Annotated in this window: 9 protein-coding genes and 1 pseudogene; 4 read left to right on the top strand and 6 right to left on the bottom strand. The window is 57.8% G+C overall.

The window, feature by feature from the left end:
* Positions 1–151: 151 nt before the first annotated feature.
* The 4 genes and pseudogenes from GF1_RS13580 (at position 152) to ltrA (ending at position 6,098) form a co-directional block, all read left to right on the top strand.
* Positions 152–568 (top strand): CoA-binding protein, encoded by a 417-nt coding sequence (locus GF1_RS13580; protein ID WP_267927093.1) that lies wholly within the window; start codon positions 152–154, stop codon positions 566–568.
* Positions 569–612: 44 nt separating this feature from the next.
* Positions 613–3,443, top strand: a pseudogene (gene uvrA, locus GF1_RS13575) (excinuclease ABC subunit UvrA).
* A 231-nt stretch (positions 3,444–3,674) separates the two neighbouring features.
* A complete protein-coding gene (gene secB, locus GF1_RS13570; RefSeq protein ID WP_267927092.1) occupies positions 3,675–4,142 on the top strand; it encodes a protein-export chaperone SecB in 468 nt (155 codons plus the stop codon).
* Positions 4,143–4,754: 612 nt separating this feature from the next.
* On the top strand, positions 4,755–6,098 hold the full coding sequence (ltrA, locus tag GF1_RS13565) for a group II intron reverse transcriptase/maturase (RefSeq protein ID WP_267927091.1): 1,344 nt from the start codon (positions 4,755–4,757) through the stop codon (positions 6,096–6,098).
* Between the two features lie 364 nt (positions 6,099–6,462).
* Here ltrA and GF1_RS13560 read toward each other — a convergent pair whose 3' ends face one another.
* From GF1_RS13560 to GF1_RS13535, 6 genes are all read right to left on the bottom strand, one after another.
* Complete coding sequence (locus tag GF1_RS13560; protein WP_267927090.1) at positions 6,463–6,705, bottom strand: hypothetical protein; 243 nt, start codon at positions 6,703–6,705, stop codon at positions 6,463–6,465.
* On the bottom strand, positions 6,702–7,487 hold the full coding sequence (locus GF1_RS13555) for a hypothetical protein (RefSeq protein WP_267927089.1): 786 nt from the start codon (positions 7,485–7,487) through the stop codon (positions 6,702–6,704). The genes GF1_RS13560 and GF1_RS13555 overlap by 4 nt, the downstream gene beginning before the upstream one ends.
* A 20-nt stretch (positions 7,488–7,507) precedes the next feature.
* Positions 7,508–9,157: a pilus (MSHA type) biogenesis protein MshL gene (gene mshL, locus GF1_RS13550; RefSeq protein ID WP_267927088.1), complete on the bottom strand. Its 1,650-nt coding sequence runs from the start codon at positions 9,155–9,157 to the stop codon at positions 7,508–7,510.
* Positions 9,158–9,191: 34 nt separating this feature from the next.
* Positions 9,192–11,069, bottom strand: a complete 1,878-nt coding sequence (locus GF1_RS13545; protein ID WP_267927087.1) for a type IV pilus secretin family protein — start codon at positions 11,067–11,069, stop codon at positions 9,192–9,194.
* Positions 11,070–11,072: 3 nt separating this feature from the next.
* Entirely contained in the window at positions 11,073–11,570 is a 498-nt protein-coding gene (locus GF1_RS13540; RefSeq protein WP_267927086.1) for a pilus assembly protein PilP, read from the bottom strand.
* A gap of 171 nt (positions 11,571–11,741) precedes the next feature.
* On the bottom strand, positions 11,742–12,389 hold the full coding sequence (locus tag GF1_RS13535) for a type IV pilus inner membrane component PilO (RefSeq protein WP_267927085.1): 648 nt from the start codon (positions 12,387–12,389) through the stop codon (positions 11,742–11,744).
* Positions 12,390–12,393 lie beyond the last annotated feature (4 nt).

The following is a 12,393-nucleotide window of genomic DNA, read 5'->3' as shown; positions in this document are numbered from 1 at the left end:
ATTGGGAAAACGTACTGTAACATAACAGTCTACCATACCAGGGTGTGGCGGTAAACGCCTTTTTGCGGGCCGCCGCTGTCGCTGTCGTCTGTGGGCGCGGTTTTTCTGTAACGTGCCGGCATATCAAATTATTTTTTCTGGAGTGCGGACAATGATGCAGCTTGCTCCGGTGGAGACCATCCGCCGTATCCTGAAAGAGACGAAAACCATCGCCGTGGTCGGCCTTTCACCCAAACCGTCCCGACCCTCCCATCGAGTGGCCCTCTATCTGCAACAGGCGGGATACCGGATCATCCCGGTGAATCCCGGCCAGGAGGAGATTCTTGGCCAGCGGTGCTACCCTGACCTTCTGTCGATCCCGGACAAGGTGGACCTGGTGGACATCTTCCGCCGGCCCGAAGACGTGTTCCCCATTGTCGAACAGGCCATCGAGATCGGGGCCCGCACCGTCTGGATGCAGCAGGGGGTCGTCAACCAGGAGGCTGCGACTCTGGCCGAGGAAGCAGGTTTGACCGTAATCATGGACCGGTGTCTGAAAATCGACCATAACCAGTTCGGCGTCTCGTGACCGGCCGGCCACCCGCAAGACCGTTTTTCTGTCCCTGAAATCCCATGGAACCAAAATATATCCGTATCCGCGGCGCACGGATGCATAATCTGAAGAATATCTCGGTGGACCTGCCCCGGAACCGGCTGGTGGTTTTCACCGGTCTGTCCGGTTCGGGTAAGTCCACCCTGGCCTTTGATACCCTCTATGCCGAGGGCCAGCGCCGGTATGTGGAATCGCTGTCCACCTATGCCCGGCAGTTCCTCGGCCAGATGGACAAGCCGGATGTGGATCTGCTGGAGGGGTTGTCGCCGGCTGTTTCCATCGAGCAGAAGACCACCAGCAAGAACCCGCGTTCCACCGTGGGTACGGTGACCGAGATCTACGACCACCTGCGGCTGCTCTTTGCCCGCGCCGGTCAGCCCCATTGCCCCCGCTGTGACCGGCCCATCCGTTCCCAGTCGGTGGAGGACATGGTCCTGTCTCTGCTGGCTCTGCCCGCGGGGACCAAGGTGATTCTGCTGGCCCCACTGGTCAGCCGCCGCAAGGGTCAGCATGAACAGCTTCTTGCCCGTCTGCGCAAGGATGGTTTTGTCCGGGTCCGGGTGGACGGGGAGATCGTCTCCCTGGCCGATCCCATCAATCTGGATAAGAACAGACACCATTCCATCGAGGTGGTGGTGGACCGGCTGGTTCTGAAGGAGGGGATAAGGCGGCGGTTGGAGGAGTCGGTCACCACGGCGGTGCGCCTCACCGAGGGCACCATGCTGGTCCTGTTCCCCGACTCCGGCGAGGAGATGTTGTTCAGCGAGTCCGCGGCCTGCCACAACTGCGGTATTTCCGTTCCCGAACTTTCCACCCAGCTTTTTTCCTTCAACAATCCCCAGGGAGCCTGCCCTGAATGCGGCGGACTTGGGGTCAAGCAGTTTTTCGACGAGCAGCTGGTGGTCCCGGATCCGGATCTCAGTCTGGCCCGGGGGCGGTGGCACCCTGGAACCGTCGCAAGCTGGCCACCCATGCCAGCCACTGGATCCAGGCCCTGGCCGATCATTTTGGCTTTGACCCGGACACGCCGTTTAAAAAATTGCCCGAGGAGGTGCACAAGGCAGTCCTTTACGGCACCGGCCGGACCAGGATCGATTTCGTCCATACCCGAGGCCGCCGGCATCTTGTCTCCAACATCCCCTTTGAGGGCATCATTCCGCGCATGGACAGGCTGTTTCGCGAGACCACATCCTCCCGGGTCCGGGAAGAGGTGAGCCGCTTCATGAACGAGCAGCCCTGTCCCAAGTGTCATGGGGCGCGGCTCAAGCCGGAAGCCCTGGCCACCCGGATCGGACCGTGGTCCATTATCGACCTGACCCGAATGCCCATCGACCAGCTGCTCGGCGAGTTGGAAAAGCTGGAGTTCGGTCAGCGGGAAAAGATGATCGCCGGGCCCATCCTCAAGGAGGTCCGGGAGCGGCTTTCCTTTCTCCAGGGGGTCGGCCTGGGATACCTCTCCCTGGACCGCAAGGCCGGAACTCTGTCCGGTGGCGAAGCCCAGCGTATCCGTCTGGCCTCCCAGATCGGCTCGCGGCTGGCCGGGGTTCTCTATATCCTCGATGAGCCGAGCATCGGCCTGCACCAGCGCGATAACAACAAGCTCATCAAGACCCTGCTCGATCTGCGTGATCTCGGTAACACGGTGATTGTGGTCGAGCATGATACCGATACCATCGCCACTGCCGACCATGTGCTCGATATCGGGCCCGGGGCCGGAGTTCACGGCGGCGAGATCATCTATTCCGGGCCGGTTCCCGGACTGCTGGACTGTGAGAGATCCCTGACCGGAGGCTATCTCTCCGGCCGGCTGGAAATTCCGGTGCCCGCGAAACGCAGGAAGGCCCGGAAGACGAAAAAATACAACCTGATCGTCAAAAATGCCTCGGTCAACAATCTCAAAAACCTGACCGTGCGTTTTCCCCTCGGGGTCATGACCTGTGTCACCGGGGTGTCGGGTTCGGGTAAGAGTTCGCTGGTGATCGAGACCCTGTACCGACAGGCGCACCAGTTTTTCCAGACCGGCCGCCAGACACCGGGAATCGGCACGGTGGTCGGGCTTGAGCATATCGACAAGGTGATCGATATCGACCAGAGTCCCATTGGCCGGACACCCCGCTCCAACCCGGCGACCTATACCGGGGTTCTCTCGCCGATCCGGGAACTGCTGGCCCGGCTGCCCGAATCCCGGGCCAGAGGCTACAAGCCCGGCCGCTTCAGCTTCAACCTCAAGGGAGGGCGATGCGAGACCTGCGAGGGAGACGGGGTGATCCGCATTGCCATGCATTTTCTCCCGGATATCTATGTGACGTGCGAGAGGTGCCATGGCCGGCGCTACAATCAGGAAACCCTTGAGATACGCTACCGGGGCAAGAACATCGCCGATATCCTGGCCATGACCGTGGAGGAAGCCCTGGACTTTTTCCAGAATATCCCGCCGATCAAGAACCGGCTCCAGACGGTTTTCGATGTGGGCCTGGGTTATATCACCCTCGGCCAGTCGTCGGTGACCCTGTCGGGCGGAGAGGCGCAGCGGGTCAAGCTGGCCAAGGAGCTCAGTCGCCGCTCCACCGGACGGACCCTCTATATCCTGGACGAGCCCACCACCGGCCTGCATCCGGCCGACATCCAGCACCTGCTCCACGTTCTCGGCCGGCTGGTGGACAGCGGCAACACCGTGGTGGTCATCGAGCATAACCTCGATGTGATCAAAACCGCTGATTATATCGTCGATATCGGCCCGGAAGGAGGGGATGGCGGCGGAGAGCTGGTGGTCGCCGGCACGCCCGAAGAGGTGGCCGCCTGTCCCGCTTCCTATACCGGCCGGTTTCTGAAACAGACGCTGGCGTCCTGAGGCAGCGGTTGCGTCTTTGGCGCTATTGAGGTACATATTCACCTGGCCAGCATGGACCGGTCCGCGGTCTGCTGCACCTGGATGGTGACCACGTAAATACGGCTAAATACAAGTGAACGAGGAGCCGCAGCCCGGGCCGGGCCGGCGGGACCGGATCCGGATCTGGTACGTCGTGTGTCCGCGCCGATGGTGCGCCCGGCTCCATAACCAATACCACAGGAAGGAAAGACTATGACAGATCAGAACGACGCCCAGCAGACCATGCCGGTATTCCGGCTGCAGAAGATGTATATCAAGGACCTCTCCTTTGAGAATCCCAATGCTCCCGGGATTTTCCTGATGAAGAACCAGCAGCCCAAGGTGGAGTTTAACCTGCAGCTCAACAACCAGAAGATCGATGACGACCACTGGGAGATGTCCATTGCCATTACCGCCAAGATCGTGGATCAGGGCAATGATGACACGGTCATGTTCATGATCGAGATCGAACACGCCGGGGTCTTCCTGATGAAAAATATTCCTGCCGAGCATCTGGAGCGGGTCCTGGCTGTGGACTGCCCGCTCATGCTCTTTCCCTTCACCAGGCAGATAGTCAGCCAGCTGGCCGTGGATGGCGGGTTCATGCCCTTTCTCATGGAGCCGATCAACTTTGTCGCCCTCTATGAAAACAGCCAGCAGCAGAAGGGAGAACAGCAGTAGACAGCTCCCTGATTTCTTTCGGAAAAGATATTAGCCATTAAAAGAAAATCTGATTACCATCAATCTTTGGCATTGAAACCGGTGTCGACCTCGTGTGCCAGGCGAAGCTCTGGCGAACCTGGTGGCTGCGATGCCACCCGCGGTAATTGCCTGTTCACCGCGAAATCGCCGACCCGGCGTGTAGGGGTAACCCGAATCGTCAAGCAGGGTCGGAAAAGGCCGTAAGGTCAGATAGAGTATAGGCCGTAACATCTGTGAACTCGATTCGGCCTCGTTACACATTTGGCGGCGGCGACCCTCCGAGGTCATGGGGAAGCCAGTCATTGACGCGATGAGACAACAGGAGCGTTGCGTTGGGCCGCCCGGGGTGTTTGGAGATGGCATGTACTCAAGGGAGCGCCAGGGAACCTGGGAGACCCGGCGGGACGGGCAGGGCAGCAGATAGCCCGAGTCCAAACGCTGGAGGGGAATGCATAACCCTCTGTGCGGTTCCGGCCGGGAGTCGGACCTGCTCATAGTAGTTTTGAAGCGGGGTAACTCCCGTGGAGCGAAGGGGCAGGACTTTGATCGTGTTTCTGACAATGGAGGAAGTCCCGCTTGGAGTACACATGTTTGTCTCACACTACGGATAAACGGGCAGGGCAGGAGTTCGGCCTGAGCCCGAAAGTCTCCCTCTTGCGAAAGAAACTGGGCCACAAGGCCAAGCAGGAACCGGAGTTCCGATTCTATGCCCTGTACGACCGGGTGTATCGCCTGGATGTACTGCAAAGTGCCTGGAACCGGGTTTACGCCAATCGAGGCGCTGCCGGGGTGGATGGAGTAAGCCTTGCGTCCATCAAGGAGAGTTCGGAAGGCGTATCTGGCCAGCTGCGAACAATACAGCAGGAATTGAAGGGTAAGACCTACCGGCCCATGCCGGTGAAACGGGTCTATATCCCAAAGGCGAATGGCAAGATGCGTCCGCTGGGCATCCCGACCGTCAAGGATCGGGTCGTGCAGATGGCGGTCCTGTTGATCCTGGAGCCGATTTTCGAGGCAGACTTTGAGGACTGCTCGTACGGATTCCGCCCGGGCCTTAAGGCCCATGATGCTCTCGCCGCGATTCGGCAGGCGCTCAAGGCGGGATTTACCGAAGTTCTGGATGCGGATCTGAGCAGCTACTTTGACACGATTGACCATGGCAAACTGATGCAATGCCTGGAGCGTCGAATAGCTGACCGATCCGTTTTGAAGCTGATCAGGATGTGGTTGAAAAGCGATATCGTGGAAGCGGATGGGCAGGGCGGTCGCAAGATCACTCGCTCCCGCAAGGGTACGCCACAGGGTGGAGTCATCTCGCCTCTGCTGGCCAACATCTTTCTCCATGAATTCGACCAACGCTTTCACAGCTCGGAAGGTCCCCGCAATTTTGCCAACGCAAGGCTGGTACGATATGCCGACGACTGGGTTATCATGGCTCGGTACATCGGACCTCGCATTCACGCCTTTGTTGACAAGACGCTGGGGGAACTCGACCTGATCCTGAATCGGAACAAGACAACCATAGTTAACTTGAAAGATCCCGGCAGTAGTTTTGATTTCCTTGGATTTACGTTCCGCTTTGACCGCAGTCTGTACGGAGCGGGCCGGTACCTGAACATTGTCCCTTCTGCCAAGAGCTTGAAACGGGCGCGAGAAAGGATACATGCTCTGACGATTCGCAGGATTCAAAAGCCGGTAGAAGAAGTAATTGACCACGTCAATCGATTTCTGATTGGCTGGGGCAACTACTTTTCCTTCGGATACCCGAAGGTATCGTTCAAGACGCTTGACTGGTACGTGCAGACCCGGTTCAGTCGCTTTATGAGGACACGGAGTCACCGGCACTGCCGGCACCTTGATGGAGCGTCGTTGTACAGGGCGCTCATGTCTAAGGGGCTGGTCTATCTGCATAAAAGAGCCGTCAACTCCCTGTGAATGCCTTGAGGCGAGAGATCATCGGAGAGCCGGATGCGGTAAAACCGCACGTCCGGTTCGACGAGGGGGCGCTGTCCGCAATGAGACCTCCTCTGATATGTAGTAGCCGCGTGCGGCAGGGCATAGTCGTTGAAGATCATTGTTGACAGCGCTCTACTCTACACTTGTTTCACGGGACGCCATAAACCCGTCCCTGGGGGCTTGACTGTGGCCATCCAGGCCACAGACACCCGTGCAACAAGTGAGGCCGACACCTTCATCCATCGGTGGCTGAATTTCAGTGGTAATCACAAAAGAAAAAGCTCCTGCAGCGCGATCTGCAGGAGCTTTTTTTTGTTTGCAGCAGGGTTGCCTGATCCGGCGTTCAGATACCGGTGGCGACAAAGTTATCGATCAGGGTGGCGATGGCTCGCTCCGTGGCCTGCTCGAACAGGGCGTCATACTGGTAATCTGCCAGCACGCTTTCCGGCGAGACCTTGACATCCACCCGGTTGGTCCAGACCACATCGCCGGTATAGGCATCCTGGACCCAGATCCTCAGCTGAACCACGGCCTGGGGAACCCGGCCGCTGTTGTGGGTGAGCGTCCCGGCGCCCGCTCCGATCACACCCAGAAGATGGAGTTGGCATCCGTGCCGCCGGTGATACCGAAAATGGTCTGGTCCGGTTTGTCGGTGTCCCAGGGCGTGTTGAGGTTGTTGCCAATCAGGGAACCGTAGAGCGCGCCCGCCGACATGGAGCCCACCCGGTCGTAGGCCTCGGTGCTGGCCTGGCCAAAGGCGATTTTGTTGGTTACCCCGGTGACAAAGGTGAGTACGCCTTTTTTCCAGGGCTCCCAGGAGGGATCCTGACGATCCTTGTACTCGAGGATCCGACCACGGATAATGTAATCGGCACCGAAATGACGGCCTATCTTGACGATTTCCTGCTGGGTCAACCCGTGGGTCCCAGGGCTGGTCAGCGCTTCGCCCTGCCGGCCGCGTTCCCGGGTCATCTTGATAATGTGGCGGAACTCACCTTTCATGGCCTCGCTCCAGTCGCCCTTGAGTTCCTCTTCAAGCAGTGAGGTCTTGCTGGTCCCGTAGTCGATCACGTTGATGATCCTGTGTTCAGCCAGGTAGCGAAAGACATCCTCCTGGATCGGCAGGCTGAAGGAGTTGCTCACCAGCTCGTCGGTGAGGTTCTCGGTAATCAGCAGGTTGCGGCGGTAGCTGGTTTCCAGGTTGTCGGACCGGGAGTAGTCGGCAAAGGGCAGGATAACGACCTTTTTCTCCGCCCCGGCCAGACTCTTTTTGACCAGAGGCTGCTTGAGTGACTGCTGTACCGTCTGGCCGCAGCCACCAAGGGCTAGGACCAGGACACCGATAAAAAGACAGCGGAAGATATTCATTCCTATTCTCCTGTGAAAACTCATATGATCTTTGGCATAAGCAGAATAACAAGCTCTCTTCTTTCGAGAACTTTTTCTTCATATCCAAAAAGGTATTTCAAGATCGGAATATCTCCGACAACCGGGGCGAATTCCTCGCTGTTTCGCTTCACCTTGTCGATGAGCCCGCCAATGATCAGCATTTCGCCGTTGTCGACCTGGACCATGGTCGACATCTGCCGGACCCCCACCTTGGGAACTCCCACCTTGAGTCCCTCGTTGCCGAAGACCTCGTACTGGATCGTATCGTCGATCAGATCCGTGGTGATCGGGGTCAGATGGAGGATTACGGAGTCGTCGTCGAGGATGGTGGCGACAACGCCCAGCGAGATGCCTTCGACGATGTTATCGGTTTCGGCCGTATAGGTGATGGTGCCGGCATCGTTATCTATGTCCTTGCTGACGCTTTTGAGGTAGGTGATATCCTTGCCTACACTGATCAGGGCCGGCTGGCCGTTGAGGACGGTGATTTTGGGATTGGAAAGCACGTGCGCATCACCCTGTTCGTTCAAGGCGTTGAGCATGACCGTGAAGTTGACCGGCGACAGGGCCACCTTGCTGACAAAACGGGCGCTGGAAGGATAGATCTGGCCGGTATCGTCACCAAAGGTAACCTGGCCGGTGACCGAGAAATCCTTCAGTACCTGGGTCCAGTCGATTCCGACCTTGGAGTTATCCTGAAGATAGACCTCGATGATCTTGGCTTCGATGATGACCTGGCGGTACAATTCCTTTTTCAGCGAGCTCAGGTAGTTTTCCACTTTTTCCAGTACCGTGCGAGGTGCGGTTACCGTGATCAGACCGACATTTCTGTCAACGGTGTAATAGGCATCGCCGGAGGTCACGCTGCGGGTGGCCAGGTCCATGGGTACCTCGCTTTCAGGCTGCTGCTCGCCCTCGGGCGGTGGCTCGCCGGCATCGGTGGCCGCCGGCGTCACCTGGCGGATCTGCCACTGCTGCATGATGGTATCCAGGTTGGCCTGGATATTTTCCCAGACGTCAAAGGTGTTGTCGTCGCTGGTGATTTTGACCGTACCCTCGGTGCCGGTGGCCGCGTTGCGGTTGGTGAGAAAATTACCGCCCACCGTGGTGGTGTAGCTGCCCTTCATATAGGGGATGGAGAGATGAAACCGCTTGGTCTCCTTGTACTTGACGACAATGGTGTTGCCATGAACCTCATGAAAATAATCCACCTGGCGCAGCAGGTTGTCTATGGCCTTGAAGTAGTCGTCATCGGCACTGATGTTGACATCAACCTTGACGTTCTGGTCCACGTCACTGGCCCAGGAAACACTCATGCCCTTGAGGTTGGCCAGCCGTTTGAGGATGTCCCACAGCGGCTGCGGGCCCCGGGTGGAGTTGATGTTGGCCCCCACCTTGATGGCGTAATCGGCCGAGTCCTCGGCCAGCATATCGGAGGTCTCCTGCTCGACGATGAACGACGGGCGCTGGAAGCGGACCGGCAGCTGGGCCGGTGGCGGAGCCACCTCTTTTTTGGCGACCTTCGGCGCCGGGGTTTCGTCCGGAGTCGATGTCTGGCCGGTGTTCACCGTGGTGCAGCCGCTCACAAGAGAGAGCAGGGCAATGCAGCACAGCCATGTATAGAGGGTGTTTCTGGTATGCACTTTCATGGGGTAATCCTCGGTCAGGTGTCTTGGTCCCATATCACATGGGCTGGTCGAGAGCCACTCGACCGGCAATGTATTTCTTCAGATCCGGTGGCACCCGGTAGCCAGACAGCAGAATGGCGCGATATTTTTTCGTGGCCGCCTCCCGTTGTCCCATCTTGTCAAGGATCCTGGCCTCGGCAATCATGGAATTCAGGGTTTCTCCATACAGTCGGTCATGTTTGCCAAGCAGCTTCAGAGCGGCCTCGTATTTCTGCTGCTCTTCGCTGAAGACGGCATAACTCAGCAGGGCCTCGGCCGATGGTCTGGCCACGCTGACACTCTGGTCAAAATACTGCTGGGCCTCGTGGTTCATCTGCATGTTGGCCAGGGCTATGGCGGCGTTCAGGGCCGCGGCGGTGTAGGTCGGGTCGGCGGCCAGGGCTTTTTTGGCATAGTAGGCCGCCTTGGCGTTCTGGTGCAGCTGGACCAGGAAAAGCGAGGCTATTTTATTGGCCAGCCGACCATTTTCAGGCCATTTCCCGAGGGCCTCGGTGTAGGCCTGGACTGCGGTTTCATAATTTTCCTTTGTCTCTGCCTGGCGCGCCCTGGCAATGAGCTGGCGGGCCTCGATGATCCGTTTGGGAATGTTCTCCCGCTGCTGGATGACAATGGCCTCCTGGGCGGTCAACTTCTCATCGGCCTCGAAACTCAGGTTGTCCTCGGCCCGTTCCGGCCAGGAAAAGGCCTTTTCCTTGGGTAAAATGACAATGGTATTGAACCGTTCCACCTTCTGCAGGTTCTTGAGCTGGAGGATGATGTCCAGGGCGAAGTCCCAGGGCACGTCGTTGAGGGACAGGGTGAGGGAGCCGGAAACCGATTCGTCGACCACGATGTTTTTCTTGCTGACCTCACGCAGAAGCCGGAAAACATTGTGCAGGTCGATCTTGTAGAAGTCCACCGTGATCCGTTCTTTTTTGTAGCCGGCAAAGGAGAAGTTGTCCTGCATGGTTCGGGAGGCCTTCTTTTTTTCCGCCCCGGAGACGCTGGCATCCTTGAGCGGATCCACCTGCGGTAGTTCCTGTTCGATCATCTGTTTCTGATCGATGAGGCTTGAGATCTGATCCGACCCCTTTTCTTCCCGGATGAGGATTTCCAACCCGTCGTCCCGCTCCTTAATTTCGTAGGGGAACAGGCTGTCACCGCTGGCATCCAGCACCACTCGCAACCCGCTGCCCCTTCTGGCAACCCGGATCCGGGCCAGGGCCGTGCCTATTTCCTGTTCCTTTAGCAGGGTGTCGCCCCGGACATTGTCCAGGTCCAGATAGAGTCTGGGCGGGGCCGAGCCTGTTTTGTCGAGCACGCCGCTCCGGTAGCCGCTCAGTTTACCGTTGGTCTTGAGAATCACCCTGGTCTGATCTCCGGCGGTCTCCACCAGGACATCTTCCACGGCTGTGGCCACTCCGGAACCGTCCTGCGCTGTCGCCTGCAGCCGGGCGTTTTTCTCCGCTATGAAGAGGATGATATCATTGCCTTCGCTTCTGGCGGTGAAGGATCTGGTGGCCGGGAGAGTGAATTCAAGCCGCGACAGGGGGACCTCGGAACCGTTCACTTCTTTTGTCTTCAGTCGGATTCCCATGTTTTCAGGTAGCTGGAGTCGATCTTTCTCGAATTCTGCCCCGGCAATATCGATCACGATCCTTGGCGGGTTGAAGAGTTCGTAGACCGTATAGGTCGGTTGCTGTGTCCCCTGAATCCGCAGGACCAGGCCTGTGTCATCCCGGCTGGCCTTGATGGCTGAGATACGGTTGGCCTTGCCGGTCTCGGCCAGGGCCATGTTCTGTTCCGCCAGCCCTGATATCAGCAGGAGGGCAAGAAGGAAGACCGTGAGCCGCCAGGCTCGACATCTGCTTGGGCGCGGGAAAAGATACAACATGATTTAGTTATCTCCCTCTTTATTCAAACGCATGACAACGGTATTTTTTATCTCTTTGCCGGATCGGGTGCGGGCGGTCTCTGTGATGATCACCTGGTCCTCCTGGATATCACTGACAACGCCGCGTCGACCAATGGGGGTGCCGGTCTTGAGGATATAGCCCCTGCCGGTGACATCTTCCACCATGGCGACCTTCTCCCCTTGAGAGATGAGAACGGCCACAAGTTTCAGCTGACCGGGTTCGAACTGGCGCATGCCGCTGAGTTCAATTTCTTCCTCGACTATTTCGTCGGGATTGACCTGGGTTGTGGTCGCTTTTTCTGAAAGAAAAGGCACAAAGGGGTCGGGGCGGCCCTCCAGCTTATATTCAAAACCGGTATCGCCGTCCATGACGGGGGAGCCGGTGGTGGAGGCAGATTTCCGGCCATCGGTTTGTGGGCCGGTTGCCAGCGCCAGGGCGGGCTGGACACCGGCTCCGGCCAGACCGAACCACAGCGCCATGATGGCCGCAACTGTGAAAGACGGTCTGCAGCACCCTGGAACCCGTTGGGCGGGATGGCGCCGGGATCCGTGGACACGGAAACGCGGTGGCTGCTCACCGGGTACGCCGGACGTCCCACTGTCTTCGGCTCTGGGACACAAATATTTTGTCCATTCACAAGTCATGCGCTGCTACCGTTTCCTTCTTTTCTTCTTGTTCTTTTTTTTGTCTTTCTGTACCTGCTGACCGGTAAAGCGATAGGTCAGAAGACGGCAGGTGGAGTTGAGCAGCATCTCGCCCCCTTCGCGCTTGGGAGAGCCCATCTTGATGTTGTTGACCGTGACCAGCCGGTCCAGCTTGCTCACCCGGTCCAGGAAATAACCCATGTTATGGTAAGGACCCCGGATAGAGATATTGATGGGGATCTCGGCGTAAAAATCCCGGGGGATCTCCTTGCCCGGTTTGAAGGAGAGAAAGTCCAGCCCGGCTGATTTGCCGAGATCAGAGATGTTTCTGAGCAGTTCGGGTATTTCCTTTTTCTTGGGCAGGACCACGGCTATTTCCTCGAACTGCCTTTTGAGCTCCTCCATTTCCTTCTTGTAGCGGGGCAGATTGGCAGCCGCCTTCTTTGCCTTGCGAATCTCAGTCTGCAGGGCGGTTTTCTCGCGGTTGAGTTTTTTTATCCTGTCTTGGCCGGGCATGTAGATGAGAAAGTAGAACAGGAGCACCGGCAGGAGAAACAGGGCCGCGGTAATGCCGAGTTTGACCTTTTTGTCCAGGGGCAGATATTTTTCGTCGATAAAGGTATCCAGTTTCGACGTGGCGCTGATGGAGGTCATAAAC

Origin of the sequence: Desulfolithobacter dissulfuricans (assembly GCF_025998535.1) — a bacterium.
Lineage (GTDB): Bacteria > Desulfobacterota > Desulfobulbia > Desulfobulbales > Desulfobulbaceae > Desulfolithobacter > Desulfolithobacter dissulfuricans.
This window is presented reverse-complemented; position numbering and strand designations above follow the sequence as displayed.

What these genes read in the sequence shown, in the direction of transcription:
- GF1_RS13555 (WP_267927089.1), bottom strand. Translation starts at nt 7,487, where the DNA reads ATGAATATCTTCCGCTGTCTTTTTATCGGTGTCCTGGTCCTAGCCCTT.
- GF1_RS13535 (WP_267927085.1), bottom strand. Translation starts at nt 12,389, where the DNA reads ATGACCTCCATCAGCGCCACGTCGAAACTGGATACCTTTATCGACGAA.
- GF1_RS13580 (WP_267927093.1), top strand. Translation starts at nt 152, where the DNA reads ATGATGCAGCTTGCTCCGGTGGAGACCATCCGCCGTATCCTGAAAGAG.
- mshL (WP_267927088.1), bottom strand. Translation starts at nt 9,157, where the DNA reads ATGAAAGTGCATACCAGAAACACCCTCTATACATGGCTGTGCTGCATT.
- GF1_RS13540 (WP_267927086.1), bottom strand. Translation starts at nt 11,570, where the DNA reads ATGGCGCTGTGGTTCGGTCTGGCCGGAGCCGGTGTCCAGCCCGCCCTG.
- GF1_RS13545 (WP_267927087.1), bottom strand. Translation starts at nt 11,069, where the DNA reads ATGTTGTATCTTTTCCCGCGCCCAAGCAGATGTCGAGCCTGGCGGCTC.
- secB (WP_267927092.1), top strand. Translation starts at nt 3,675, where the DNA reads ATGACAGATCAGAACGACGCCCAGCAGACCATGCCGGTATTCCGGCTG.